Source organism: Streptomyces sp. NPDC002580 (assembly GCF_042889485.1).
In the GTDB taxonomy this organism is placed as follows: Bacteria; Actinomycetota; Actinomycetes; order Streptomycetales; family Streptomycetaceae; genus Streptomyces.
Genome location: NZ_JBIAQZ010000001.1, coordinates 697,307 through 723,388 on the forward strand (window position 1 = coordinate 697,307; position 26,082 = coordinate 723,388).

Consider the following 26,082-nt stretch of genomic DNA (forward strand, 5'->3'; position numbering starts at 1 on the left):
GCGCCGTGGGGCGGAGCCGTACGCCGGTTTCACAGGAGGATGGAGTCCGTCGTGGCCCGTATCGCGCTCGTCACCTACGACCCGGGCGAGGAGCCCGGCGCGGACCGGGATCTGCCCGTCCTGCGCAAGGCGCTGGAGGACGCCGGGGCCGTGGCGGACATCGTGCACTGGGACGACCCCGGGGCCGACTGGGCGGGGTTCGACCTCGCGCTGATCCGGTCGACCTGGGACTACAGCTGGCGCGTGGCGGAGTTCGTCGGGTGGGCCGAGCGGTGCGCGGGGCTCACCCGGCTCCTGAATCCGCCGCCCGTCGTGCGGTGGAACACGGACAAGCGGTACCTCGGGGACCTGGGGGACGCGGGCGTGCCGGTCGTCCCGACCCGGTATCTCGCGCCGGGGGACCCCGTCGAGCTGCCCGGCGACCACGAGTTCGTCGTCAAGCCCACCGCGGGGGCGGGGGCGCGCTACGCCGCCCGGTACGCGCCGAAGGAGCGGGAGACAGCCCTCGGGCAGCTCGCGCGGATGCACGCCGAGGGGCTGACCGCGATGGTCCAGCCGTACGTCGCGAACATCGACGCCGCGGGCGAGCGGGCGCTCCAGTTCTTCGGCGGGCGGCTGCTGCACGCCAGCCGCAAGGGAGCGGTCCTGGAGCCCGGGACGCCCTACGACGGGGACAAGACGCCCCACCCGCGACTGGAGGTCTGGGAGCCGACCGCGGCCGAACGGACGGTCGCGGAGAGGGCGTTGGCCGCGGTGCCGGGCGGCGCGGACCAGGTGCTCTACGCGCGCGTCGACCTCGTCGACGGCGACGACGGCGAGCCCGTGGTGATGGAGCTGGAACTCGTCGAGCCGAACCTCTTCCTGTGGCTGCACCCGGAGTCGCTGCCCGTCGTCGTGGACGAGATCCTGGAGGCGGCCGCCCGCTGAGCCCCTTCCGAGGGCCCCACGGGGTTCCCTGCCGCGGCCCACGGCCGCTACTCGGCCGACTCCCCGGCCGTCTCTCCACCGGTCACCGCGGCGGGCCCGGCGTCGACCCCGCCGTCCGGCCCGCCCTCGGGGCTGTCGGCGGGCCTCTCGGAGGACTCTGGGGCGGGCCCCTCGACGCCCACCCGTTGCAGCAGACCCCAGGTGAACTCCGCCGCGCACGTCCGGGGGACGCCCGACGCGTCGGGGGCCGTGAAGGCCAGTCCCCAGCGGGTCGGGGCCGTGCCCTCCAGGGGCCTGGCGGGGGCGAAGGCGCGGGCCGCCTCGTCGACCGTGCAGGACCAGGGGGTCATATCCTCCAGGGACTCCAGTACGGGAGCGGGGGAACCCGGGGCCCGGACGAGCCACTCGTTCCAGGCGACACCGTTCGGGGCGAGAAGGACCTCGAAGCGCAGATCGGGCCACAGGGGCACCGGCCAGCACAGGGCCTCGCAGGTCAGGTCGCCGATCCGGCGCTCCCGCGCGGACTCGGGGGCACCGAGGACCGAGCGGTAGCGGGCGGCGGCGGACCGTGAGCGCGGGGCGTGCAGCATCGACTGCCAGCGGCGGTTGGCCTCGCGCATCCCGGCGATGGACACGCCCAGCCGGTGCCGGGCGTCCTCGACCAGGCCGGGGTTGTGGTCGGCCATGCGGCGCAGCAGCACGAGCTGGAAGTCGAGCGGGGTGAACGGGGCGGCGGGACGTTGGGCCGACATGGCCCCATGCTCCCGCACCGGGCAGGACCCGGCCCGTACCCGGCCTGTACTCGACGTGCACCCGGCCCGTACCCGGCGTGCACTCGGCCCGTACCCGGCCTGTACTCGGTCCGTATCGGGCCTGTACTCGGTCCGTATCGGGCCTGTACTCGGCCCGCGGTGGGCCGGCACAGGGTCCGCACCGAGCAGCACCCAGCCCGTACCGGCCTGCACCGGGTCAGTGTCGGTCTGCGCCCGGCCCGCGCCCGGCTCGCAAAGATCCCGCACCCCGACGGTGGCGGGTCCCCGGACCCGGAGGGCGCCCCCCCGCCCCGGTAGGAACCGCGCGTGCCGGGGCGAACAGGGAGGTCCTTCCCGCCGGTTTCCCGGGCACGGCGCCGCCCCGGCCCGCGGCGTGCGAAGATCCGCCGCGGGGGCATCCGCGAGGCATCCGCGGGAGCGCCCGCCGGGCCAGCCCGGAGGCACTCCGTGCCGGGGACCACGCCCCCGACCCATTGCCCGGCCGAGCCCAGTGTGACTAGCCTGTGTTCGTCATCCCGATCGTCTGTTGAAATTTCGAACAAAAGGGAGGGGGCCGGTTGTGGGACGCCTCGTACCTGCCGTGACCCGAGCTCTGGACATACTGGAACTCTTCCTCGACGGGGACGGGACTCTCTCCGCCCCCGACATCGTGCGCAGGCTCCAGCTCCCGCGCACGACCGTGCACGAACTGGTGACGACCCTGGCCGCCCGCTCGTACATCGTGCAGGTGCCCGGCCAGCCGGGACGCTACCGGCTCGGCGTGCGCCCGTACCAGCTCGGCAGCCGCTACGCCGAGCAGCTCGACCTCGCGGCCGAGGGCCAGCAGGTCGCCCGCTCCGTCGCCGAGACCTGCGACGAGACCGTGCACGTCGCGATCCTCGAAGGCACCGACGTCATCTACATCGCCAAGGTCGACTCGACGCACGCGGTGCGCATGGTCTCGGCCGCCGGCCGCCGCCTCCCCGCGCACTGCACCTCCGTCGGCAAGATGCTGCTCGCCTCCCTCTCGGAGCCGGAGCTGACCTCACGCGTCCCGGACGACGCCGACCTGGTGGCGATGACCCCCAACAGCATCACCGAGCCGGGCGCCCTGCGCGAGGCGCTCGACGAGATCCGCCGCCGCGGGATCGCCGTGGAGAGCCGCGAGTCCAACCCGGACGTCAGCTGCGTCGCCGCCCCGGTGCGCGACCGCGCGGGACAGGTCGTCGCCGCGCTCTCCATCTCCGTACCGATGATCCGCTGGAGCGACGAGCGCCGCGTCGAACTGGAACAGCTCGCCGCGAAGGGCGCCGCGGAACTGTCCGAGCGGCTCGGCCACCGGAACGCGCGATGACGGCCGTCGAGGTCGCGGTCCGCGCGCAGGCGGCCCTCGGCGAGGGGCCGACGTGGGACGCCCGGGCGCGGCGGCTCATCTGGGTCGACGTCCTCGGTTCCCGGGTCCACACCTACGATCCCGCCTCGGGGCGCCGCACGGTGCTGGCGACCGAGCAGCACGTGGGCGCCGCCAAGCCCCGGGCGGGCGGCGGCCTGGTCGTCAACCTCCGTGACGGCGTCGGCCTCTACGGGCCGACGGGTGGGAGCGGGACCGGCGAAACCGCTGATCCGGCCGGATCGGTGCCGACCGGGGGAGTGGCCGGGGGGACGGCGGCCGGCGTCGCGTTCCGGTGGCTGCACCGGGAGCCCGTGCCGGGCCGCCGGGCCAATGACGCGGCCGTAGCCCCCGACGGCTCGCTGTGGTGCGGAACGATGCGCTACGACGAAGCGCCGGGCGGGGGCACGCTGGCGCGGATCGCCCCCGACGGCACGGTCCGTCCGATCCTCGACGACGTCGCCGTCAGCAACGGCACGGGCTGGAGCCCCGACGGCCGCCGTGTCTACTACGTCGACTCGCCGACCCGCCGCGTCGACGTCTTCGACATCGCCGACGACGGCCTGCCCGTCGGCCGGCGCCCGTTCGCGACCGTGCGGGACGGGTTCCCCGACGGTCTGACCGTGGACGCCGACGGCTGTGTCTGGGTGGCCCTCTGGGACGGCGCGGCCGTCCACCGCTACACGCCGGACGGCGCGCTGGACCGGGTCCTCGACCTGCCGGTCCGCCGCCCCACCTCCTGCGCGTTCGGCGGCGCGGACCTCACGGACCTCTACATCACCACCGCCCGTACGGGTCTCGCCGCGCCGCACCCGATGTCCGGCTCCCTGCTCGTCGTCCCGGGCGCCGGACGGGGCCTGCCGCAGCCGGAGTTCGCCGGGTAAGCGGCCCGCCCGAGTCTTTCCCGGTCTCCCGGGGGCTCCCCGAGTCCTCGTCCGGTCGCAGGTCACCGGGCGGGGACTTTCGCCGGCACGCACACCGATTCTTGCGTGAACCATTGACGGGTAAGCGCTTGCTGTCTACGGTCCCGTTCGAAGTCGCGATCGCCTGCCGACATCTCGAACAGTGGGAGCGAGTATGGGACGACCCGGCCTGAACCGCAGACAACTGCTCTCCGCCGTGGGCGGGTTGACGGTCGCGGGCAGTCTCGGATTCGCCGCGCTCGGCACCGGCGCGGACGCGCTCGTCTCCGGTGCGGACACCCGGGTGCGCTACTGGAACCTCTTCAGCGGCGGCGACGGGTACAACATGATCGCGATACTGGACGCCTTCCGCAGGGCGAACCCCGGCATCGACGTGAAGGACTCCACCCTCCAGTGGGGGAGCCCCTTCTACACCAAACTGGCCATGGCGGCGGCGGGCGGCCGCGCCCCGGACCTCGGCGTCATGCACCTGGGCCGGGTCACCGGCTTCTCCCCGGGGCGGCTCCTGGACCCCTGGGACGTCGACCTGCTCGCCGAACACGGCGTGCGGGAGGCCGACTTCAACCCCGAACTGTGGAAGCGCGCCGTCGTCGACGGCAAGCTCTACGCCCTCCCCCTCGACATCCACGTCCAGCTCTGCTTCTACCGCAAGGACGTGCTGAAGAAGGCGGGCCTGCTCGGCGACGACGGCCGGATGGTGCCGGTCACCTCCACCGACGAGTGGTTCGAGGTGCTGAAGGAGGCGAAGAAGGCCGCGAAGAAGGGCCTCCAGACCATCGGCCTGTGGCACAACGACCAGAACTTCCAGTGGTGGTTCTTCGTCGCCTTCTACACCCAGCTCGGCGGCACCTGGTTCGACGCCTCCGACACCGAGGTCACCTTCGACACCGACAAGGCCGTCCAGGTCCTGGAGTTCCTGCGCCGGCACATCACCGACGGCTACGCCGACCCCGCCTTCGGGGGCGGCGCGGGCGCCGAACAGTTCGTCAACGGCGCCCCCTTCGTCTGGGAGGGCAACTGGTCGGTGCCGGTCTTCGACGGTGCGAAGATCGACTACGGCGCGACCCCGCTGCCGCCCGTCTTCGGCGAGCGGGCCACCCACGCCGAGTCGCACTCCTTCGTGCTGCCGCACCAGTCCGACCGCGGCGGAGCCTCCGACGAAGGAGCCCACCGGCTCGCCGCCTACATCGTCCGGCACGCCCGGCAGTGGGCGGCGGGCGGCCACATCCCCGCCTACACGCCCACCCTGTCCACGGGCGCCTACAGGAAGCTGGACCCGCAGAGCGAGTACGTCTCGGCGATGGACCACCAGGCGACCGAGCCCAAGGTGTGGTTCGCCGGGTCCACCGGCATCCTGGCCCAGCGCGTCGGCCCGATCGTCGTCTCCTCCACGACGGGCTCGGCCGAGCCGGACGCCGCCGCCCGCCGGATGAGGAGCACGCTCACCGAACTGCTCGCCATGAAGAACCCCATGGACGGCAGGACCGCCGCGCAGGGAGGTGCGGCCGCGTGACGACGACCGGAGCGCGGACCGTCATCGCCCCGGCTCGCCCGAGGACCGCCGCGGAGAGCGCGACCGTCCGCCGCAGGCAGGGCTTCCAGCACGGCGCCTGGTTCATCGCCCCGTTCCTCGCGCTGTTCGCGCTGTTCGTGATCTGGCCCCTGCTGCGCGGCCTCTGGCTCAGCTTCACGGACGCCGACATCTCCGGCGACGCGACGAACTTCATCGGACTCGACAACTACCGCGAGGCACTGGACGACCCGCTGGTGTGGGAATCGCTCGGCCACAGCGCGTACTTCACGCTCCTGGTCGTGCCGTGCATCACGGTCCTCGCCTTCCTCCTCGCGATGCTCGCCCACCACATCGAACGCGGAAAGCGGCTGTGGCGGCTGTGCTTCTTCGTCCCCTTCCTGCTGCCGTCCACCGTCGCCGCCAACCTGTGGCAGTGGCTGTTCAACCCCGGCACCGGAATGATCAACCACGGCCTCGGCATCGAGACGCCGTGGCTGACCGACAAGTCGTACGCCATGCTCGCCGTCGTCGTCTGCACCCTGTGGTGGACGGTCGGCTTCAGCTTCCTGCTCTACCTCGCCGCCCTCCAGGGCATCCCCGCGCACCTCTACGAGGCCGCCGAACTGGACGGCGCGAACGCGTGGCACCGGGCGGTGCACATCACCCTGCCGATGCTGCGGCACATCACGGGCCTCGTCGTCGCCCTGCAGATCCTCGCCTCGCTCCAGGTCTTCGACCAGGCCGTGGTGATGATGGACTTCCAGCCCGGACCCGAGGGCTCCACCAGGACGTTCGTGCAGTACACCCTCGAAGAGGGCTTCACCAGCTACCGCGTCGGCTACGCCTCCGCGATCTCCATCATCTTCTTCGTGATCATCGCGGCCGTCGCCCTCGCCCGGATGTGGCTGCTGCGCAACCGTGAGGAGGGCGGCCGATGACCACCGCCGCACAGACGCGAACCAGGACCCGCAAGGCCTGGACGCCCAGCCAGATCGTGCTCACCCTGATCGCCGCCGCCGTCTCGGCCGTGTTCCTCGCGCCGCTCGCCTGGGCGCTGTCCACCTCGCTCAAGTCGGAGACCGAGGCCGTCGAGGTGCCCCCGCACTGGCTGCCGAAGGTGTGGACGGCCCAGGCCTGGAAGGCCATCTTCGAGACCGGCAACATCACCGACTGGTTCGTGAACTCGCTGGTGGTCTCGGTGTGCGTCACGGCCGTGGTGCTGAGCGTCGCCGCGCTCGCCGGATACGGCTTCGCCCGCACCGAGTTCCGCGGCAAGAACGCTCTGCTGGGCCTGGTCATGACCGGCCTGATGGTCTCGCCCGCCGTCCTCGGCGTGCCGCTGTTCACGACGGTCCAGCAGATGGGGATGGTCGACACCTACTGGGGCATGATCCTGCCGCAGTGCGCGCCCGCCGCGATGGTCTACATCCTCTACAAGTTCTTCCAGGGCGTCCCGCGCGAACTGGAGGAGGCCGCCTTCATCGACGGCGCCGGCCGCTGGCGGGTCTTCTTCACCATCGTGCTCCCGCTCTCCCGCCCCTCCCTCGCGGCGGTCGGCATCTTCACCTTCATCGCGTCCTGGAACAACTTCCTGTGGCCGTACATGGTGACCAACAACCCCGACCTGATGACCATGCCGAACGGCATCGCGACCGTCATGAACTCCTACGGCATCCAGTGGGCCCAGCTCATGGCCGGCGGTCTGATGGCCGGACTGCCGCTCATCGTCGTCTTCGTCTTCTTCCAGCGCCAGATCGTGGCGGGTGTCGCGCACACCGGCCTCGCGGGCCAGTGACACCCTCAGCGGCCGGTAACTCCCCCGAAGGAGGACCGCGGTTGAAGCGCTCCGGACTCGCGACGGTTCTCGCCGCCGCTCTCCTCCTGGGGGAGCAACCACTCGGCGATCGGGGTCGCCACCTCCCCGAGCGGTCTGCCCGGCACCTGGACCGGCCACGGCAAGGCCTTCGGGGAGTCGGCCCTCCGGGACGGCGGCCAGGACCGGCTGGCCCACCACTACTGCGACGCGGACGACGGCGGCACGCCCAAAGCGGGCCTGAACAGGCTGATCCGGAACGCGAACGGCCGCCCGAGCCTGCGATGGACGAGACGACCACCCACCCTCAGGCGCCCCGAAAGGACCCCATGCGCACCGCCCGCTTCGCCCTCGACCCCGCCTTCACCATCGGCGAGGTCAGCCCCCGCCTCTTCGGCTCCTTCGTCGAACACCTCGGCCGCTGCGTCTACACCGGCGTCTTCGAACCCGGTCACCCGGCCGCGGACGCCGAAGGCCTGCGCACGGACGTGCTGGAGCTGGTCCGGGAGCTGGGTGTCACCACCGTCCGCTACCCCGGCGGCAACTTCGTCTCCGGCTACGACTGGGAGGACTCGGTGGGCCCCGCCGAGGACCGGCCCCGCCGGCTGGACCTCGCCTGGCGCTCCACCGAGTCCAACCGCTTCGGGCTCGGCGAGTACATCGACTTCCTGAGGAAGATCGGCCCGCAGGCCGAGCCCATGATGGCCGTCAACCTCGGCACCCGCGGTGTCGCCGAGGCCCTGGCACTCCTGGAGTACGCCAACCACCCCTCCGGGACGGCCCGTTCCGACCTGCGGATCGCCCACGGCGACAAGGACCCGTTCGGCATCCGGCTGTGGTGCCTGGGCAACGAGATGGACGGACCCTGGCAGACCGGCCACAAGACCGCCGGGGAGTACGGCCGGCTCGCCGCCGAGACCGCCCGCGCGATGCGCCAGATCGACCCGGACCTCGAACTCGTCGCCTGCGGCTCCTCCGGCCAGGGAATGGCCACCTTCGCCGCGTGGGAGGCGACGGTCCTGGAGGAGACGTACGACCTCGTCGACCACATCTCCCTGCACGCCTACTACGAGGAGACCGACGGCGACCGGGACTCCTTCCTCGCCTCGGCCGTCGACACCGAGTCGTTCATCGAGAACGTGGTGGCCACCTGCGACCACGTGGGCGCCCGGCTGAAGTCGAAGAAGCGGATCGACCTCTCCTTCGACGAGTGGAACGTCTGGTACCAGAGCCGGCCCAACCCGCACCCGGTCGAGGACTGGCAGGAGGCCCCGCGCCTGCTGGAGGACGTCTACTCCGTCACGGACGCGGTCGTCCTCGGCTCGCTGCTGATCGCGCTGCTGCGGCACGCGGACCGGGTGACCGTCGCCTGCCTCGCGCAGCTCGTCAACGTCATCGCGCCGATCATGACCGAACCGGGCGGCCCGGCCTGGCGCCAGACGACCTTCTACCCCTTCGCGCAGGCCTCGGCGCACGGGCGCGGCCGGGTCCTGGACGTCCGGGTGGACTCGCCCACGTACCGGACCCGCAAGTACGGCGAGGCGGACCTGCTGCACGCCACCGCCGTGCGCGGGGCGGACGGCTCGGTCACCGTCTTCGCCGTCAACCGGAGCCGGACCGAGCCGCTGCCGCTCGAAGTCGCCCTGAACCGCCTCGGAGTGACGAGCGTGGTCGAGCACAGCGCGCTCGCCGACGCCGACCCGGACGCCACCAACAGCCTGCACGACCAGGAGCGGGTCACCCCGCACCCGGTCGAGGGGACCGTGCTCCGGGACGGAACCCTGAGCGCCGTCCTGGAGCCGCTGTCCTGGAACATGATCAGGCTGGCCTAGGGCTTGGCGACAGGGGCCTGGGCGGTCCCCGGGCCGGGGGAGTCCACCGGGGTGACCGGTACTCCTCCGGCCGCGCTGCCGAGCAGCGTCAGCTCCACCCGGCCGGGACCCGCGGGGGTGGTCCCGTCGGACAGCACGGCGAGCGCCAGTGTGTTGAGCCCCCGTGTGCGCAGCACCCCATTCGGGAGGACGAAGGTGTGCTGGGGCCCTACGTCGTTGATGTACTGGCCCATGTTCCAGCCGTTCAGGAAGATCTGGACGCGATAGGCGCGGGACGGCTCGTCGGTGAGGGTGAGGCCGATCGAGGCGTCCACGCCGCTGTCGACGGCGAGCCGGAACCCGGTGCGGTACCAGGTGACACCCTGCCGCTGCTCCGCGCGCGGGAACCCGACCGCCTTCCAGCCGCCGTCCGCGAACCCCGGCAGGTGCCAGCCGTGCCGTTCCCCGTGCAGGCCCCCGGTGTTGACCGGTCCGCGCACCGGGTCGGGGGCCGCCGAGCCCTGGACGCGCCAGCGGATCGGGGGAGCGGTTCCGGGGAAGGCGACGGCCGTCAGCCCCCGGGCCACCTTGTGCGTGTCGTCCGCCTTGCCGTCCTGGTCGTGCTGCATGCGCCGGACCAGGACCGACAGCACGTGGGGACGCCCGGGCCGGGGCCGGACGGGGAACGTGGCGGTGGCCGCCCAGCTCCCCTTCCGCACGGTCTTCCGGTCCGGCACCGGCATCCGGTGCGTGCCCAGCGGCTCACCGTCCAGCCAGGCCATCAACAGGCCCTGGGTGCCCGCGGAATAGGAGAGCGACACCAGGTCCACGTCGGTCGCGTCCTCGTCCGCGAAGTGTCCCCGGTACCAGACGTCGCCGTAGTGGAAGCCGTAGTCGTCGGCGAACAGCACGGGCTGCCCGGAGGGTACGGGGGTCACGCTGAACGAGGACCTCTTGTCCGCGATCTGCCACGTCGAGTCGTCGTGGTCGATCTCCGACTCCGGATTCCCCTCGGAGCGGCGCCAGTCGGTCAGGGCGGGCAGGCGCACCTCGGTCACACCGGCCAGCGGCAGCTCGGCCCGCAGGCTCCCCGAGGGGGTGGCGCGGGAGGCCGACACGCTCTCGTTCCAGACGAGTTCACTGATTCCGCGAGGCCCCCACGCCTCCAGGTCGGCCGATCGCACGGTGTCCCCGGTGAGATGGAGGGCGGTGCCGCGCAGGGTGGCCGTGCGCAGCAGTGCCGGGCCGCGCACCAGCACCGGACCGGACGGGGTGTCGTACCGCCACAGCAGACGGGAACTCTCGTCGTCCGCGAGCAGCAGCAGGAGGGGCGCGGCGACGCCCCCGCCCTCCACCAGGACCCGGGTGAGACCCCCGAGCCGCGCGTCGATCCGCAGGACCCCGTCCTGGTACGTGTGCGCCGCGTCCCCCTCCAGCACCGTGACCGACGGCGCGCTCGCGGACTCCACGCAGGTGCGCGTCCGCTCGCCCGCCCGGCCCGTGAACACCGCGACGTCCTGCCGCCCGGCGGTCAGCAGGAGCATCGGCTGGGCGGTGGAGTAGCGGAGCGTCCGCCGCCCGAGGGCGATCCCGGCGGCGAGCAGCCGGGCGTCGTGGGCGGGCACCGGCACGGCGAGGGTCGTCCCGGCGAGCGGGACGGACGCGACGGCCTCGCCCTCCGAGTCGTTGCGCAGCACGTGGAAGTGCGCCTTCGTGTCCGGATTGACCAGGTGGTACGCCGTGATGCCGGGGCCGGCGCCCGTACCGTCGCCGGGGTTCGCCTCGGCCCGGTCGAGCTTCGCCAAGTCGGGCACCGAGCGCAGCAGTTGGCCGATCTGGTGCATCGGGACGAGCTTCTCGGTGGGCTGCCGGGCCTCGTCGAGGGCGGCCCCGTAGTCGTACGACGTGTAGACGATCGGCGCGGGCAGCCAGCCCCAGGAGGTGCCGCCGAAGGTCATGTAGACGTTGTGGAGCGTGATGCCGTTGGCCAGGTTGGTGAGGTAGAAGCGCCGCTCGTAGGCCGCGTCCCGGGTGCGGCGCGACTCCGCGTATCCGAGGCCGTCGAACTCCGCTCCGCCCCACGGGTCGAACCAGCCGCCCCCGATCTCGGGGATGAACCCCGGGGTGTCGGGGCTGGCGGTGGCGCCGCCCTTCGCGCCGCCGATGCCGAAGAGGCCCCAGTCGGGCGGGGTCTTGGAGGGGGACGGGTAGCCGTCGAAGCCGTAGAGGTAACGCCCGCGCTCGCCGCCCGTGTCGAAGCTGCCGGGCGCCCAGTGGCCGTTCCTGTGCTTGTCGTTGTGGAAGAGCGGCACGTCGATGCCGTCGGCGCGCACCTTGGCGTAGAGGTGCGCCATGTAGTCGCGGCCGGTCGGCTCGGTCACGTGGTCCTCGTACTCGTTCTCCAGCTGGTAGAGGACGATCGTGCCGCCGCCGTCGGTGTAGAGGTGCCGGGCGGCGATACGGTCGACGGCGGTCAGCCACGCGTCGACGTGCGACAGATAGGTCGGGTCGGAGGTGCGGGCCACGCCGTCGGTGGCGGTCAGCCAGCCGGGGAAGCCGCCCGCGTCGACCTCGGCGTTGATGTACGGGCCGGGGCGCAGGATGACGTACAGCCCGGTCTCGGCGGCCGTCCGCAGGAACAGGTCGAGGTCGCGCACGCCGGTGAAGTCGTACTGCCCGGGCGCCGGGGAGTGGTAGTTCCAGGCGACGTAGATGCTGACCGCGTTGTAGCCGTGGGCGCGCAGCTTCTGCAGGACGTCCCGCCACAGCGACGGGCTCGGCAGCCGGAACGGGTGGACCTCCCCGGACCAGACCACCAGACGCCGGCCGTCGATCAGCATCGAGTAGCGGTCGAAGCCGACCGTGTGGGCCCTGCCGTCGGCGGCGGGCGGTGCGGGCGCGGGCCCGGTGGGTGCGAGCGGCGCCCTTCCGGCCGCGCCTGCTTCGTAGCTTCCGCTGCCGCTCAGGGAGAATCCGAGCGCGGCGGTGCCGGCGAGTGCGCTGAAGGTTCGTCTGCTCAACACCATGCGGGTCCTTCCGGGGACGGCGATGGAGCTTCCCCGCTGTCCGGGCCGAGCCCGGGAACCGTGGGGAAGGTGCGGCCATTGTCCACAGGACCAGGTCATTTGATGGTCATATAACGGGCTCGGCGCGGACGGATTACGCGGTATGGGCGGTACCGGGGGTCCTGGAGCCGCCGAAGACCGCTGCGGGGCTCGGCGGCGGGACGGCGGGGCGGCGTCACGGCCGGAGGGTGAAACGGCGGGGCGCAGGCCCCCGTTGTGGCCGTCGGCCGTGTGCGGGGGTCGGACGCGGCCGGGGACGGCCCGCGTGGTCGCGGGTCGCCCCCGGTCTCCGTGGGGGGGAAAGGGCGGGTCAGCTCGTCTCGACGCCGAGGGTCAGGGTGCCGGTGTATCCGGCCGAGGCGGTGCTGCCGAGGGCCGTCAGCGTGAGGAGGCCGGAAGAGGCGCCGGCGTCGTCGTAGATGGAGTCCTGGGCGAGCGTGGTGCGGGTGACCTTGTTGGTGGAGTACGGGGACACCTTGGCCATCGCCACGGTGATCGTCTCGTTGAAGAAGAGCTGACCGGTGTGGAGTTCCCTGCCGCCGGTGAAGGAGCCGTCGGAGGTCAGGGTGACGCCGGTGTGCACCTTGACGTGGATGTGCACGCAGCGGCCCCGGTACCAGCCCGGGTAGATCGTGGTGATGTTCGCGACGCCGGAGGCGTTCGTCAGGACGCCGCCGCGCAGGAACGTACCGTCGTCCGGTTCGCTGTGGCCGTTGTTGCCGACGAAGCCGGAGTACTCGCCGAGCGCGTCGCAGTGCCAGATCTCCACGAGGGCGCCCGGGATCGTCGCGCAGGTGTCGTCGTCGACGACGGTGAGCGCCAGCTTGAGCGGGGCTCCCGCCTTGCCTTCGGTGACGTCGGCGCGGACGAGTTGCCCGTCGAGGTAGTAGGGGCCTTCGGTCATCTCCTTGGTGAGGGTGCAGACGGCGGCCGCGGCGGGGGCCGCGTCGTCGCCGGCGGGGGCTGTGGGGGTTGTGGGCGCCGCTGCGCCCACGGCCAGTGCCGCGGCCGTGGCGCCCGTGGCGATCAGTACGGTGCGGCGCCCGACAGGCGCCTCTGACGTGTCTTTCGAGGGGGAATCTGTCATGAACACGGCACCGTAGGAGGGGATGCTGTCCCCCGGCTGTCAGTTCCGCAAAATGACGATCCGTCAAGGTCGTTGCTGGACAGGTCGCACGCCCGTCCCCGGGCCGGTGTTCCGCCTGCGGTCCGGTGGGCCCGTGCCGGTGGCCGGCGGCGGACATCGGGCCGGGTCGCCGCGTGCCGCGACGGACGTGCCGCGACGGGCGCGGTGACCGGCGACCGGGGCACGGACGGGGTGCGACTGCCGGACCGTCGCCCGCGTCCCGCGTCCCGCACGTGCCCGGGCCCGCGGCCGGGTCGTCCCGACGCGCGGGGGCGAGGACGAGGGCGAGGCGGGGCGAAGGCGCGCGGGCGGATCGCGGGGGCGGGCGGCGAACAGTGCCGCGAAGGCGGACGGCGGACGGCGCCGTCAAGGTGGTGCCCGGTCCCGGCGGGGTGCCGGCGGTGGCGCGGCAGTCCTTCGGTGACCGTGACGTCCGGCGCCGGGCGCGGGCGTGCGTTCGCCGCGCTCCGGCCGCCGGGCACGGGTGGTTCCCGGCGACCGGCCCGTGGCCTGTCGCCGGGTGTCCGCCCGGCGAGGTGGGTGGCCTGTTATCCGGCCTGGTTGTACAGCATCGCGCCCACGGCTCCCCAGCCGCTGTCCGCCGGGGGAGGGGGCGGCGGTTCGGGCTGGGTCCTGCCCCTGACCTGGGCCGCCGTCAGGCCGCCCTGGGCGCCCATGGAGGCGGCGCCGGCCATGCCGGGCATGCCCGTCTGGGCGGCCGGCTGAAGTCCGGCGGGCTGGGCGGGGCCGGACTGGGCCGGGACGGGCTGGGCGGGGGCGGACATGGCCAGGGGAGGCATCTGGGCGGGCATCGCGCCCGGGGCCGCGGCGGGCCAGGAAGTGGGCTGCGGGGTGGCGTAGCCCGGGGCCGGCGCGGGCTGCGGGGCGGAGTAGTTCGCGGCCGCCACGGGCTGCTGGTAGCTCGCGGCCGGGGCGGGCTGAGCGGGCGGCAGGACGGGCTGCGGGACGGGCTGGGCCGGGGCGGGCTGTCCGGGCCAGGCGTTGGCCTGGGCGCCCAGCCCGGGCATCCCCGCCCCGTTGGTCCCGCCGACGAGCCGGTCCACCATCGCGGTGCCCGAGCCGTAGCCGGCCCCGTTGCTCAGCTCGGGGACGGGCGCCTGCTTCCTGGACCCGTAGAGCACCTGCTCCAGGCCGGACACCAGGCGGATCACATCCGACTGGGGACGCACCACGAGTCTCAGGAAGCGGCTGGACGAACCGACCTTGTTGCCGCACTCGCGGACCAGGATGCGGTGCTCGGTGAGCAGCCGGTCCCGGACCACCGTCCCCTCGGCGCCGACGGGCAGGCGCACGAAGAGGAAGTTGCCCTGCGAGGGGTAGATCGTCAGACCGGGCAGCGCGGAGAGCTGGCGGGCCATGTCGAGCCGGTCGCGGCGGACCATGTGCAGGCTCTCCATGTACTCCTTGCCGTGGTTCTTGAGCATGAACACCACGGTCTCCGCGAAGGAGTTGAGGTTCCACTTCGGCAGCATCGAGCGGACCTTGCCCGCCAGGGAGGGGTTGGCGACCATGTAGCCGAAGCGGATGCCGTGCAGGCCGAAGTTCTTGCCGAGGCTGCGCAGCACGATGACGTTCGGCCGCATCACGGCGTCCTCGACCACGCTCGGCTCGGACTCGGCGTCGGCGAACTCCAGGAACGACTCGTCGATGACGATCAGGTCCAGGTCGGCCATCGCGTCCATGAACTGGATGAGGGACTGGCGCGGCAGGAAGCCGCCGTCGGGGTTGTTCGGGTTGCAGATGACGGCGACCTTGGTGCCGCGCGAGCGGATGAACTTGGCGTACGCGGCGAGGTCGAGCGCGAAACCGGTGGACTCCTGGAGCGGGAACATGTCGACCCGCTTGCCGGTCTCCATCGGCTGGTCGGTCCAGCGGCCGAACGTGGGGACGGGTATCGCGAGGGACTCACGGACCAGCAAGTGATCGATCCATGTGATGAGTTCGGTCGAACCGTTGCCCATCGCGACGCACTGCGGCGGAAGTTGGAGCAGCGAACACAGCTCACTGGTGATCGTGTCGGCGCTGCTCGGGTAATAGGTGATGATCTCGCGCAACCTGCCCGCGAGTTCGTCGAACATCGCGGGGGTGGGGAAATACGGATTGCACGGGATGCAGAAGTCCACGGGCCCCGCTCCGTCGCCCTCCCGCGTCAGTGCGGCCATCGACGGACTGTGCGCCGCGGTGCCGCGAAAGAGCGAGGTGACGTTGCCGGCCATGGAACCTCCGTATGGGCGAGCCCGCTGGGGAGGACGGGCCCTCCGTCTTTGGGTGGCCCGTGCGGGGGAGCACGGGCCGCCTTCTCATACGGATACGGATGTGGCGCTGTTCAATCGATGAGAAACCGTGCCGACTTTGTGAACCGGCTGTGAAATGCCGGTCGTCCGGTCACCGGGTCACCCGGTCACGGGCCGAACGAGTGCACCGTGGTGGTCCGGTAGGTCTGCCCCGGACGCAGCACCGTCGAGGGGAACGACGGCTGGTTCGGGGAGTCCGGGAAGTGCTGGGTCTCCAGGCACAGCGCGTCGCCCTGGCGGTAGATGTGCCCGCCGGTGCCGACCAGGGTGCCGTCGAGGAAGTTGCCGGAGTAGAACTGGAGCCCCGGCTCGGTCGTCGCGATGCTCAGGGTGCGGCCCGAGGAGGGGTCGCGGAGCGTCGCGACGTGCTGGGGCTTCGCCGTGATGCCCTTGTCGAGGGCCCAGTTGTGGTCGATGCCCTTGCCGTACAGGAGCTGCTGGTTCGCCACCCGGATGTCCCTGCCGACGGTCTTGGTCCGGCGGAAGTCGAAGGGGGTGCCGGCCACCTTGGCCAGTTCGCCCGTCGGGATCAGGCCCGAGTCGACGGGGGTGTAGCGGGCGGCCGCGATCTCCAGCTCGTGGTCGTAGATCGAGCCGCTGCCCTCACCGGCGAGGTTCCAGTAGACGTGGCTGGTGAGGTTGACGACGGTGGCCTTGTCGGTGGTGGCCTCGTAGTCGATGCGCCAGTCGCCGTGCCGGGTCAGGGTGTAGGTGACCTTCGCCCGGAGCGTGCCCGGATAACCCATCTCGCCGTCGATGCTCGTGTAGTGCAGGACGAGTCCGACGTCGGAGCCGGAGGTGAAGCCCTCCACGTCCCAGACGTTCTTGTCGAAGCCCTTGGTGCCGCCGTGGAGGCTGTTGACGCCGTCGTTGACGGAGAGCTGGTGGCTCTTGCCGTCGAGCGTGAACTGTCCCTTGGCGATGCGGTTGCCGTACCTGCCGATGAGGGCGCCGAAGTACGGCGTCTTCGCGACGTAGTCCTCGATGTTGTCGAAGCCCAGGGAGACGTTCCGGTACCGGCCGTGCCGGTCGGGTGTCTCCAGGGACTGGACGATTCCGCCGTACGACAGGACCTTGAGCCGTGTCCCGCCGTTCTCCAGCGACCACCGGTGGATCTTCGTCCCGTCGGCGAGCCTGCCGAAGAGCTCTCTCTCGGGCTTCCTGCCTCCCGAGGCGTGCGCCGTGCCGATGGTGGCGGCGGTTAATCCCGCTGCCGCCGCCGCTGCGATGACCGTACGTCTGCTCGTTTCCATGCGGCTCCTGCCCAGATGGAGGGGGCCCCGCCGTTCGGCGGGGCCCCGGCTGACTTACGAACCGACCTTGCGCTTGTTCCACACGTCGAACCCGACCGCGGCCAGCAGGACGAATCCCTTGATGACCAGCTGGTAGTCGCTGCCGATGCCGACGAGGTTCATACCGTTGTTCAGCACGCCCAGGACGAGACCACCGATGATCGCGCCGAGGATCGTGCCCACGCCGCCACTCATCGACGCGCCGCCGATGAACGAGGCCGCGATGGCTTCGAGTTCGAAGTTCAGACCCGCCTTCGGCGAGGCCGCGTTGAAGCGGGCCGCGAAGACCAGGCCCGCGAGAGCGGCGAGCATGCCCATGTTGAGGAAGACCAGGAAGGTGACCTTCTTGTCCTTCACACCCGACAGCTTGGCCGCCGGAAGGTTGCCGCCGATCGCGTAGATGTGCCGGCCGATGACCGCGTTGCGCATCAGGTAGCCGAAACCGGCGACCAGGACGCCGAGGACCAGCAGGACCACCGGGGCACCCTTGTAGCTGGCGAGCAGCATGGTGACGGTGAGCACGGCGGCGACCAGCGCGACGAGCTTGAGCAGGAAGAGGTTCTTCGGCAGGACCTCGAGCGAGTACTCCTGCTGCCGCTTGCGGTCGCGGAGCTCCTGGAGCACCACGAACGCGATCAGGCCGAGGCCGAGCAGCAGCGTGAGGTTGTGGTAGTTGGTGGTGGGTCCGACCTCGGGCAGGAAGCTGTTGGCGACCTTCTGCAGGCCCTCGGGGAACGGGCCGATCGTCTGCCCCTCGAGGAAGATCTCGGTCATACCGCGGAAGATCATCATGCCCGACAGGGTCACGATGAACGACGGCATGCCGAGATACGCGATGAGGAAGCCCTGCGCGGCGCCCGACGCGGCGCCGATGGCCAGACACAACACCAGGGCTATGGGCCAGGGGATGTCGTGGTTGACCATCAGCACGGCTCCCACCGCGCCCACGAACGCCGTGAGCGAGCCGACCGACAGGTCGATGTGGCCCGCGATGATGACGAGCATCATGCCGATCGCGAGGATCAGGATGTAGCTGTTCTGCAGCACCAGGTTGGAGACGTTGCGCGGCAGCAGCAGGTCCCCGCCGGTCCACACGGCGAACAGCACCACGATCAGACCGAGGGCGAACAGCATGCCGTACTGCCGCATGTTGCGGCGCATGCCGTCCAGCAGCAGCCGAAGCAGGCTCTCGTCCGGGTCCGAGCCGCTCTTGCCGGCCGGCGCCGGGGCCGGCGTCTTGGCGGTCACATCCGTGCTCATCGGGTTACCTCTTTGTCCTTCGTCATCTGGCGCATCAGCGTTTCCTGCGAGGCTTCCGCCCGCGAGAACTCACCCGTCAGCCGCCCCGCGGCCATCGTGTAGATGCGGTCGCACATTCCGAGCAGCTCCGGCAGCTCGGAGGAGATGAAGACGACCGCCTTGCCCTCGGCCGCCAGCCTGTCGATGACCGTGTAGATCTCGAACTTGGCCCCTACGTCGATCCCGCGGGTCGGCTCGTCGAGGATCAGCACCTCGGGCTCCGCGAAGATCCACTTGCTGAGGACGACCTTCTGCTGGTTGCCGCCGGACAGCTTTCCCACCGGCTCGAAGACGGTCGGAGCCTTGATGTTCATGGAGGTGCGGAAGCCCTCGGAGACCTGCCGCTCCTCGTGCTCGTCGACCACACCGCGCTTCGCCACCTTGTTCAGGGAGCTGAGCGTGATGTTGCGGTTGATGGTGTCGATGAGGTTGAGCCCGTAGTGCTTGCGGTCCTCGGTGACGTACGCGATCCCGCGCTTCACCGCTTCGGACACGGTCTTCGTACGGACCTCCTCGCCGTCCCTGAGCACCGTGCCGTCCGCGTACCGGCCGTAGGAACGCCCGAAGACGCTCATCGCCAGTTCGGTGCGGCCGGCGCCCATGAGTCCGGCGATCCCGACGATCTCGCCGCGCCGCACGGAGATCGACACGTCGTCGACCACCTTGCGCTGCTGGTCGATCGGGTGGAACACGGTCCAGTCGCGGATCTCCAGGGCGGGCGCCGCGCCCGCCTCGGGCTCGTGCGGTGTCCGCTCCGGGAAGCGGTGCTCGAGGTCGCGGCCGACCATGCCGCTGATGATCCGGTCCTCGGTGGTCTCCGGGGCCTTCACGTCGAGAGTCTCGATCGTCCGCCCGTCGCGCAGGATCGTCACCGAGTCCGCGACCCGCTCGATCTCGTTCAGCTTGTGCGAGATGATGATCGAGGTGATGCCCTGAGCCTTCAACTCCAGGATGAGGTCAAGGAGTTTGCCGCTGTCCTCGTCGTTCAGGGCGGCCGTCGGCTCATCCAGGATGAGCAGTTTCACCTTCTTCGACAGCGCCTTCGCGATCTCGACGAGCTGCTGCTTTCCCACGCCGATGTCGGCGACGCGGGTCTGCGGGTTCTCGTCGAGCCCGACCCGCCGCAGCAGCTCGGAGGCGTGCCGCAGCGTCTCGGTCCAGCTGATGATTCCGCGCGTGGAGTGCTCGTTGCCGAGGAAGATGTTCTCCGCGATGGAGAGGTAGGGCACCAGGGCCAGTTCCTGGTGGATGATCACGATGCCGTGGTTCTCACTGGCCCTGATGCCCTTGAAGGAGCAGACCTCCCCCTCGAAGAGGATGTCCCCTTCGTAACTGCCGTTCGGGTGAACGCCGGAGAGCACCTTCATCAGGGTCGACTTGCCGGCCCCGTTCTCTCCGCAGATGGCGTGGACCTCGCCCTGCCGGACGGTCAGAGTGACGTCCGAGAGCGCCTTGACGCCGGGAAAGGTCTTGACGATCGAGCGCATTTCCAGGACGGGTCCCGCCATGGTCGTGCCTTCCAATCACTAGGGGGTGGCGGTTACTTGAGGTCGCTTTCCTTGTAGTAGCCCGTGGTGACGAGCTCCTTCTCGTAGTTGGTCTTGTCGACGCCGACCGGCTGGAGCAGGTAGGCGGGGACGACCTTGGTGCCGTTGTCGTACGTCTTCTCGTCGTTGAGCTCGGGCTTCTTGCCCTTGAGCGCCGCGTCGACCATGCTCCCGGCGACCTTCGCGAGCTCGCGGGTGTCCTTGTAGACGGTCATCGTCTGCTCGTCCGCGATGATCGACTTCACCGAGGCGAGTTCGGCGTCCTGGCCGGTGACGATCGGCAGCGGCTTGTTCTTGGAGCCGTAGTCGTCCGACTTCAGCGCGGAGAGGATGCCGATGGAGATGCCGTCGTAGGGCGAGAGCACCGCGTCGACCTTGGCGCTCTTGTACGACGAGGTGAGGATGTCGTCCATGCGCTTCTGGGCGGTGCCGCCGTCCCAGCGCAGGGTGGTGACCTGGTTCAGCGCGGTCTGGCCGGACTTGACGACGAGCTGCTTCTTGTCGATGTACGGCTGCAGGACCTTCATCGCGCCGCCGAAGAAGTACTTCGTGTTGTTGTCGTCGTTCGAGCCGGCGAAGAGCTCGATGTTGAACGGGCCCTTCTTGGAGCCGTCCGCGAGGCCGAGCTTCTGCAGGATGTAGTTGCCCTGGAGCTCGCCGACCTTCGAGTTGTCGAAGGACGCGTAGTAGTCGACGTTCTTCGTGCCGAGGATCAGGCGGTCGTAGGAGATCACCGGGATCTTGGCGTCGGCGGCCTGCTGGAGCACGTTGTTCATCGACTTGTTGTCGATGGCCGCGATGATCAGGGCCTTCACACCCTGCGTGATCATGTTCTCGATCTGCGAGACCTGCTGGTCGGGGTCGTCCTCACCGAAGGCCAGCTTGGTCTTGTAGCCCTTGGCCTCAAGGTCCTTGACCACGTTGTTGCCGTCGCCGATCCAGCGCTCGGAGGACTTCGTCGGCATCGAGATGCCGATCGTGGCGCCCTTGGTGTCCCCCGACTTGTCCTTGCTGCCGCCGTCGCTGTTCTGGCCGCAGGCGGACAGGGTGAGGGCGAGGGAGGCTGCTCCGGCTATGGCGGTGAGGGCGGCTCTGCGGTTACGCATGATCATCATCCTTGATGTCTTGGACCGGGCTCGGTCTCGCGGAACTCGAACGCTCCGTGAGGGTGGAGAGGAAGGCCGAGAAGGTGTGTTGGATTGTGCGCGACTGTGTCGGCTTCTGTGAAGGGGGTTTGTCCGAACGTTATGAGGGAGTGTCGAACCGGTTCAGAGCGCCGGGCAGACGGGTGCCCAGCGGCGCCATGTCACCGTCCGCTCCGTGCCGTGCGAGCAGGTCAAGGGCGAGCCGGCCGCGCCGCACCCGCTCCCGGGCCGTGCTCAGCGTCAGGTCCCGCAGGTGGTGTCCGTACGGGTAGATCCCGGGGGTCTTGGACAGCCCGAACTTGAGATAGAGCGGTGCGCCGCGCCGGATCAGCTCGGCGACCTCGTACATCCGCACGTACCCGCCGAGATCGTCGGGGGCCTCGATGTACATGTCCATGGGGGCGGCGGAGACCCGCCGGATCTCGGTGAGGTGACCGAGCGTCATGTCGCTCGGCACGTTCACCGAGTCGGCGCCGAGGTTCTCGTACACGGCGTACGAGGCCGGGTTGACCGGACCGATCAGCGCCGAGACCTTGAGGGTGGTGTCGGCCGGGATGATCCCGGCCGTCCGGGCCCGGTGCAGCGTCCACAGCACGCCCTCGTCGGCGACGAGCAGGCACTTGACGCCCAGTGCGGTCGCCCGGACGGCGTCCTCGACGCAGCCGGCCACCGCGTCGTGGCCGCGGGCGCGCAGCCCGCCGCCGCGCGAGTCCGTACGGACCGAGGCGCCGATGTCCCAGGTGCCGCGCGGGCCGGTGAACAGGCAGAGCTCGATGTCGCGTTCAGCGGTGGCCTCGACCATCTCGGTGATCTCGGCGTCGGTCAGCATCCAGACACCGCTGCCCTGACTGATGCGGTGGATCGGCACGTCGAGCCGCGAGGACTCCTTGAGGACCACGGCGAGCGCCTCGGGCCCCTCCACGGAGGGGACCTCGGTGCGCCAGCGGCCGCCTCCGGGGAAGGTGTGCGGCGAGGCGTCGGCGGGGGAGAGGGCGGGCGCGCCCAGGCCGAGCGTGGCGAGTGCCTGCTCACCGGGTCGTCGGGCTGCCTTAGGGGAGGCGTCGGTCACGAGCTGTCCTTCATGTTCGATATTTCGGGCGGGGTTCGCGGCCTTGGGTGTGCGAGGGCCGGGTGTACGCCGGTCGGGGGGCCGTCAGGAGACCCCGGACCGGCGTACGGCTCGCGCGGTCACGGCTTCAGCAGGACCTTTCCGACCTTGGGGTCACCGGACCCCACCAGCTCGATGGCCTCCGGGAACGCGGCGAGCGGCAGCTCGTGCGTCACCAGCGGCGACGGGTTCAGCAGACCGGCGCCGAACACCCGCACCGTGTGCGCCCAGGCCTCCGGGGGCGCCCCGAACACGGTGTGCACCTCCAGCTGCCGTACGACGAGATCGGTCGGGTCGAGACCCTCGGCGCCCGGCGCCGGGATCCCCGTGAGGACCAGGCGCCCGCCGCGCCGCAGCAGGGAGGCGGCGGTGCGCGCGGCGGACGCGGACCCGGCGGTCTCGATGACGACGTCGAAGTCGTCGGGCAGTTCCTGGTCCCTGGTCCGGAAGCCGGTGGCGCCGAACTCCTTCGACAGCGCCGCCCGGTCCGGGCGGGTGCCCACCACGAGCAGCTCGGCCGGGGAACCCGCCCTCAGGAACTGCACGGCGAACATCCCGAGCGTTCCGGTGCCCACCACGGCCACGCGCTCACCGGGCCGCGCGTTCGCCTTGAGGGCGGCGGCCGCGATGCAGGCGGCCGGCTCCAGCAGGGCGGCGGCGGTCAGATCGGCGTCGTCGGGCAGGACGTGGAGCAGCCGTGCCGGGAGCGTCAGCGTGCTCGCCATCGCGCCGGGCTCGGTGAAACCGGTCTCCTCGTACCCGGCCGTGCACAACGTCGTCTCGCCCGCGTGGCAACGGTCGCAGACCTGGCAGTTGCGGAAGCCCTCTCCGACGACCTTGCGGCCGACCAGCGCCTGGGGGACACCGGCGCCGACCTCCTCGACGGTCCCGGACCACTCGTGCCCCGGGGTCAGCGGGTAGCGGACGTACCCCTCGGGCCGGTTGCCCTGGTACACCTCGCGGTCGCTGCCGCAGATGCCGACCGCGTGCACCCGCACGAGGGCCTCGCCCGCCGCGGGCCGCCGCGGCTCGTGCGGGACCAGCCGGTGTTCGCCCGGTCCCTCGACGACGACCGCGCTGCTCACTTGGCCCCCTTGGGCTTGCGCTGCTCCCAGCCGTCGGCCCACAGGTCGAACCGGGCCTGCTGCTGCGGGAACTCGGCCGCCGCCTCGACGTCCAGCTCGACGCCGAGACCGGGCTCGTGGGACAGCTCGAAGTAGCCGTCCACGACCTGCGGGGCGCCCTTCACGATCTTCTTGATCTCCGCGTCCGCGAAGTCGTTGAAGTGCTCCAGGATCTTGAAGTTCGGCGAGGTGAAGCCGACCTGGAGGGAGGCGGCGGTCAGGACCGGGCCGCCGACGTTGTGCGGCGCGACCAGGACGTAGTGGGCCTCGGCGGTCGCGGCGAGCTTCCGGGTCTCCCAGATGCCGCCGATGTGACCGACGTCGGGCTGGATGATGTCGACGGCCTGGCTCTCGAAGAGTTCGCGGAACTCGACGCGGTCGTGGATCCGCTCACCCGTGGCGACCGGGATGTCGACCTTGGCCGCCACCTTCTCCAGCGCCTTGAGGTTCTCCGGCGGCACCGGCTCCTCCAGCCACGCGGGCTTGAAGGGCGCGAGCTCGCGGGCGAGGCGGACGGCGGTGGACGGCGAGAAGCGGCCGTGCATCTCCAGCATCAGCTCGGTCTCGGGCCCGATCGCGTCGCGCACCGCCTCGATGAGCGACACCGAGTAGAGCGTGGCCTCGTGGTCCAGCTCGAAGTGCCCGGTGCCGAAGGGGTCGATCTTGAGGGCCTTGTAGCCCCGCGCGACGACCTCCTGGGCGGCCTTGTGGTAGGCCTCCGGGGTCCGTTCGGTGGTGTACCAGCCGTTGGCGTACGCCTTGACCTTGTCGGTGACCTTGCCGCCGAGCAGCTGCCAGACCGGCACCCCGAGGGCCTTGCCCTTGATGTCCCAGCAGGCCATCTCGACGACGGCGATACCGGACATCACGATCTCGCCGGCCCGCCCGTAGTCGCCGTACTTCATCCGGCGGACCAGGTCCTCGACGGCGAACGGGTCGGAGCCGAGAATGTGGTTGGCCTCGGCCTCGCGCAGATAGCCGACCAGCGCGTCGGTGTGGCCCAGCATGCGGGTCTCGCCGACCCCGGTGATGCCCTCGTCGGTGTGCACCTGGACGTAGGTCAGGTTCCTCCAGGGTGTCCCGACCACGTGTGTGGTGATTCCCGTGATGCGCACGGCAGATGCCCCCTGTGCTTTCGGCTCTGTTCGAAATTTCGTCATACGTTCGAAATGCTGGCGTGACAGTAAGGACGCTTCCCCGGGGGTGTCAATGGGTCGGACGCATAACGGTTTCGGCGCGATGGGCGCGAGATGGTGCGGAATGGTCCGGGGTGTCGGGGTCCGACGTAGCGGAATCCTGGATTCCGCACACAACTTTCACAACTACCCCTAGGAACGTTACCGGCGGTGACCCTAGTCTTCCCGCGTCATGGACTACTGCCAAGCGTGCCGACGGCACCTCAACGGCGCCCTCGCCTGTCCTGGGTGCGGCACTCCGGTCGACGAACTCGACGTGGGCCCGGAGGACGCCGAAGCGCGCTCGGAGCCGGACGACGGCGAGGACGGCGCCGAGGGGCGCGCCGGGCGGGCCGCCCGCGGTCGTGGGCGGGGCCGGGGTGCCGGGAGTCCGGGCGGACCGCAGGGCGCCGAAACCCCCGGCGGTTCCAGCCGTCGCGACCGCAAGGCCGCCGCGCACCGTCGCCGGCGCCGCCGCACCCTGTTCGTCGCCGTGGGCTTCGTGCTCGCGGCCGCCGGTCTGAGTCTCGCCGAACTCGGCATCGACGCACCGGGGTTGAGCCCCCGGCCCACCTCGGTCGCGGACGAGTCGGCGGACGGTTCCGCCTCGGAGACGGGGAAGGCCTCGCATCCGAGGAGCAGTCCCTCCGGCGCGGCAAGCGCCTCGGCCACGGGTACGTCCGACCCGTCGGCGTCGGTCTCCGCCTCCGCCTCCGGCTCGGCCTCCGCTTCCGCCTCGGCGACGAGCGGGAAGGGCGCCGACGACGATCGGCCGGCGACCTCGAAGACGCTCCCGGGGCGGAACGCCTCGGCGCCGGCCACCTCCTCGTCCCCCAGGACCTCTCCGACCGCCACGACGGCACCGACGAGCTCGGCCTCCGCGCCTGGCCCCTCGCCCTCGGAGACGTGCAGTCGCATCCTGTGGTGGTGCAGCTGACGCACGCCGCCTCGGCACGGCGCCGGAACCGACCCCGGATCTGCCCTGCCGTGAACGCGACGGGCCGACGCACCATGGCCCCTACGCCCGTGAGGCGGCGCTCCGCTCCCGCGCCCTGAGACGTTCCGGTTCCCGTTCCCGATACGTTCCCGTCCGCGATGCCGGTCCGCGACACGCCGCGCCGGTCCCGCGCGGCGAGGAGCCGCGGACCGGGTCGGCCGCCGCCCGGGAGTGCCGGCCCGCCTGCCGGACACCACGCCCCGCGTGCCCGGCGCGGCGCGCCGTCGGGTGTCGGCGGCGGCGCCCGGTGCCGGCGTGGCTCCGCCCCCGGCGGGTGCCCTCAGGTGCCGCCGGACTCCGTGCCCAGCATGCGGCGCAGCAGGTCGCGCAGGGTCAGCCGCTCCTCGTCCGAGAGCTCCGCGAGGGGTTCGCGGGCGAAGTCCAGCGAGTCGCGCAGCCCCCCGGCGACCCTGCGGCCCTCCGTGGTCGCCGCGGCCAGTTTCACCCGGCGGTCCGCCGGGTCGGGGCGCCGTTCGACCAGCCCCCGCACCTCCAGCCGGTCCACGATGCCCGTGACGTTCGACGGCTCGCACTTCAGCTGCTGCGCCAGGCGCCGCATCGGAAGCGGCTCCAGCGAGAGCAGGCTCAGCAGGCGCGCCTGCGCGCCGGTGAGGGCGTGCTCGGCGGCGGCGTCCTCGTACTCGTCGTGGTAGCGGGCCACGACCGTGCCGATCAGCTCGACGACCTCCATGGTCAGAGGGTCGATCCGTGGTCTCTTGTGGGTGGCCATGCCTCCGAGCCTACCGCGTTACTTGACATC

The 26,082-nt window shown here is 71.1% G+C and carries 19 protein-coding genes and 1 pseudogene; 8 read left to right on the plus strand and 12 right to left on the minus strand.

Annotated features, from left to right (window positions below; translation table 11 throughout):
* Positions 1 to 51: 51 nt before the first annotated feature.
* Positions 52 to 927, plus strand: coding sequence for a RimK family alpha-L-glutamate ligase (locus tag ACFYW7_RS02935; RefSeq protein WP_389497219.1), 876 nt, complete (start codon positions 52 to 54; stop codon positions 925 to 927).
* 167 nt (positions 928 to 1,094) lie between these two features.
* Here the strand turns inward: ACFYW7_RS02935 and ACFYW7_RS02940 are convergent.
* Positions 1,095 to 1,679: pseudogene (locus tag ACFYW7_RS02940) on the minus strand (hypothetical protein); the annotation flags it as partial.
* 580 nt (positions 1,680 to 2,259) lie between these two features.
* On the opposite strand from ACFYW7_RS02940, the gene ACFYW7_RS02945 reads away from it, so the two are divergent.
* The 6 genes from ACFYW7_RS02945 (at position 2,260) to ACFYW7_RS02970 (ending at position 9,150) form a co-directional block, all read left to right on the plus strand.
* The gene (locus ACFYW7_RS02945) at positions 2,260 to 3,033 is read left to right on the plus strand and encodes an IclR family transcriptional regulator (protein WP_389497220.1); all 774 of its coding nucleotides are present in this window, start codon (positions 2,260 to 2,262) and stop codon (positions 3,031 to 3,033) included.
* On the plus strand, positions 3,030 to 3,953 hold the full coding sequence (locus ACFYW7_RS02950) for an SMP-30/gluconolactonase/LRE family protein (protein ID WP_389497221.1): 924 nt from the start codon (positions 3,030 to 3,032) through the stop codon (positions 3,951 to 3,953). Before ACFYW7_RS02945 ends, ACFYW7_RS02950 begins: the two co-directional genes overlap by 4 nt.
* Before the next feature lie 193 nt (positions 3,954 to 4,146).
* Complete coding sequence (locus tag ACFYW7_RS02955; RefSeq protein ID WP_389497222.1) at positions 4,147 to 5,505, plus strand: extracellular solute-binding protein; 1,359 nt, start codon at positions 4,147 to 4,149, stop codon at positions 5,503 to 5,505.
* Positions 5,502 to 6,443 carry a carbohydrate ABC transporter permease gene (locus ACFYW7_RS02960; RefSeq protein ID WP_389497223.1) on the plus strand — a complete coding sequence of 314 codons (942 nt, stop codon included), beginning with the start codon at positions 5,502 to 5,504 and terminating at the stop codon, positions 6,441 to 6,443. The genes ACFYW7_RS02955 and ACFYW7_RS02960 overlap by 4 nt, the downstream gene beginning before the upstream one ends.
* Positions 6,440 to 7,300 carry a carbohydrate ABC transporter permease gene (locus tag ACFYW7_RS02965; protein WP_389497224.1) on the plus strand — a complete coding sequence of 287 codons (861 nt, stop codon included), beginning with the start codon at positions 6,440 to 6,442 and terminating at the stop codon, positions 7,298 to 7,300. The genes ACFYW7_RS02960 and ACFYW7_RS02965 overlap by 4 nt, the downstream gene beginning before the upstream one ends.
* 347 nt (positions 7,301 to 7,647) lie before the next feature.
* Positions 7,648 to 9,150: an alpha-N-arabinofuranosidase gene (locus ACFYW7_RS02970; RefSeq protein WP_389497225.1), complete on the plus strand. Its 1,503-nt coding sequence runs from the start codon at positions 7,648 to 7,650 to the stop codon at positions 9,148 to 9,150.
* On the opposite strand, the gene ACFYW7_RS02975 is transcribed toward ACFYW7_RS02970, so the two are convergent.
* From ACFYW7_RS02975 to ACFYW7_RS03020, 10 genes are all read right to left on the minus strand, one after another.
* Entirely contained in the window at positions 9,147 to 12,155 is a 3,009-nt protein-coding gene (locus ACFYW7_RS02975; protein ID WP_389497226.1) for a beta-galactosidase, read from the minus strand. The genes ACFYW7_RS02970 and ACFYW7_RS02975 overlap by 4 nt on opposite strands.
* 349 nt (positions 12,156 to 12,504) lie before the next feature.
* The gene (locus ACFYW7_RS02980; RefSeq protein WP_389497227.1) at positions 12,505 to 13,281 is read right to left on the minus strand and encodes an intradiol ring-cleavage dioxygenase; all 777 of its coding nucleotides are present in this window, start codon (positions 13,279 to 13,281) and stop codon (positions 12,505 to 12,507) included.
* Between the two features lie 587 nt (positions 13,282 to 13,868).
* Positions 13,869 to 15,557 (minus strand): aminotransferase class I/II-fold pyridoxal phosphate-dependent enzyme, encoded by a 1,689-nt coding sequence (locus tag ACFYW7_RS02985; protein ID WP_389497228.1) that lies wholly within the window; start codon positions 15,555 to 15,557, stop codon positions 13,869 to 13,871.
* Between the two features lie 185 nt (positions 15,558 to 15,742).
* The gene (locus ACFYW7_RS02990) at positions 15,743 to 16,888 is read right to left on the minus strand and encodes an aldose epimerase family protein (protein ID WP_389497229.1); all 1,146 of its coding nucleotides are present in this window, start codon (positions 16,886 to 16,888) and stop codon (positions 15,743 to 15,745) included.
* A gap of 54 nt (positions 16,889 to 16,942) precedes the next feature.
* Positions 16,943 to 18,187, minus strand: coding sequence for a multiple monosaccharide ABC transporter permease (gene mmsB / locus ACFYW7_RS02995; protein WP_389497230.1), 1,245 nt, complete (start codon positions 18,185 to 18,187; stop codon positions 16,943 to 16,945).
* A complete protein-coding gene (mmsA, locus tag ACFYW7_RS03000; RefSeq protein WP_328668873.1) occupies positions 18,184 to 19,734 on the minus strand; it encodes a multiple monosaccharide ABC transporter ATP-binding protein in 1,551 nt (516 codons plus the stop codon). Before mmsA ends, mmsB begins: the two co-directional genes overlap by 4 nt.
* A 32-nt stretch (positions 19,735 to 19,766) precedes the next feature.
* Positions 19,767 to 20,885 carry a multiple monosaccharide ABC transporter substrate-binding protein gene (gene chvE / locus ACFYW7_RS03005; RefSeq protein ID WP_389498538.1) on the minus strand — a complete coding sequence of 373 codons (1,119 nt, stop codon included), beginning with the start codon at positions 20,883 to 20,885 and terminating at the stop codon, positions 19,767 to 19,769.
* Between the two features lie 133 nt (positions 20,886 to 21,018).
* Positions 21,019 to 21,987, minus strand: a complete 969-nt coding sequence (locus ACFYW7_RS03010) for a hypothetical protein (RefSeq protein WP_389497231.1) — start codon at positions 21,985 to 21,987, stop codon at positions 21,019 to 21,021.
* Between the two features lie 119 nt (positions 21,988 to 22,106).
* Positions 22,107 to 23,111, minus strand: coding sequence for a zinc-binding dehydrogenase (locus tag ACFYW7_RS03015; RefSeq protein WP_389497232.1), 1,005 nt, complete (start codon positions 23,109 to 23,111; stop codon positions 22,107 to 22,109).
* A complete protein-coding gene (locus ACFYW7_RS03020) occupies positions 23,108 to 24,265 on the minus strand; it encodes a mandelate racemase/muconate lactonizing enzyme family protein (RefSeq protein WP_389497233.1) in 1,158 nt (385 codons plus the stop codon). The genes ACFYW7_RS03015 and ACFYW7_RS03020 overlap by 4 nt, the downstream gene beginning before the upstream one ends.
* Before the next feature lie 253 nt (positions 24,266 to 24,518).
* Here ACFYW7_RS03020 and ACFYW7_RS03025 point away from each other — a divergent pair, with 253 nt between their 5' ends.
* The gene (locus ACFYW7_RS03025; RefSeq protein WP_389497234.1) at positions 24,519 to 25,262 is read left to right on the plus strand and encodes a hypothetical protein; all 744 of its coding nucleotides are present in this window, start codon (positions 24,519 to 24,521) and stop codon (positions 25,260 to 25,262) included.
* 340 nt (positions 25,263 to 25,602) lie between these two features.
* Here the strand turns inward: ACFYW7_RS03025 and ACFYW7_RS03030 are convergent, their stop codons facing one another.
* Positions 25,603 to 26,052: a MarR family winged helix-turn-helix transcriptional regulator gene (locus tag ACFYW7_RS03030; RefSeq protein WP_389497235.1), complete on the minus strand. Its 450-nt coding sequence runs from the start codon at positions 26,050 to 26,052 to the stop codon at positions 25,603 to 25,605.
* Between the last annotated feature and the right edge of the window lie 30 nt (positions 26,053 to 26,082).

What these genes read in the sequence shown, in the direction of transcription:
- ACFYW7_RS02950 (WP_389497221.1), top strand. Translation starts at nt 3,030, where the DNA reads ATGACGGCCGTCGAGGTCGCGGTCCGCGCGCAGGCGGCCCTCGGCGAG.
- ACFYW7_RS02955 (WP_389497222.1), top strand. Translation starts at nt 4,147, where the DNA reads ATGGGACGACCCGGCCTGAACCGCAGACAACTGCTCTCCGCCGTGGGC.
- ACFYW7_RS02965 (WP_389497224.1), top strand. Translation starts at nt 6,440, where the DNA reads ATGACCACCGCCGCACAGACGCGAACCAGGACCCGCAAGGCCTGGACG.
- ACFYW7_RS02970 (WP_389497225.1), top strand. Translation starts at nt 7,648, where the DNA reads ATGCGCACCGCCCGCTTCGCCCTCGACCCCGCCTTCACCATCGGCGAG.
- ACFYW7_RS02975 (WP_389497226.1), bottom strand. Translation starts at nt 12,155, where the DNA reads ATGGTGTTGAGCAGACGAACCTTCAGCGCACTCGCCGGCACCGCCGCG.
- ACFYW7_RS02980 (WP_389497227.1), bottom strand. Translation starts at nt 13,281, where the DNA reads ATGACAGATTCCCCCTCGAAAGACACGTCAGAGGCGCCTGTCGGGCGC.
- ACFYW7_RS02985 (WP_389497228.1), bottom strand. Translation starts at nt 15,557, where the DNA reads ATGGCCGGCAACGTCACCTCGCTCTTTCGCGGCACCGCGGCGCACAGT.
- ACFYW7_RS02990 (WP_389497229.1), bottom strand. Translation starts at nt 16,888, where the DNA reads ATGGAAACGAGCAGACGTACGGTCATCGCAGCGGCGGCGGCAGCGGGA.
- mmsB (WP_389497230.1), bottom strand. Translation starts at nt 18,187, where the DNA reads ATGAGCACGGATGTGACCGCCAAGACGCCGGCCCCGGCGCCGGCCGGC.
- mmsA (WP_328668873.1), bottom strand. Translation starts at nt 19,734, where the DNA reads ATGGCGGGACCCGTCCTGGAAATGCGCTCGATCGTCAAGACCTTTCCC.
- chvE (WP_389498538.1), bottom strand. Translation starts at nt 20,885, where the DNA reads ATGATCATGCGTAACCGCAGAGCCGCCCTCACCGCCATAGCCGGAGCA.
- ACFYW7_RS03025 (WP_389497234.1), top strand. Translation starts at nt 24,519, where the DNA reads ATGGACTACTGCCAAGCGTGCCGACGGCACCTCAACGGCGCCCTCGCC.
- ACFYW7_RS03030 (WP_389497235.1), bottom strand. Translation starts at nt 26,052, where the DNA reads ATGGCCACCCACAAGAGACCACGGATCGACCCTCTGACCATGGAGGTC.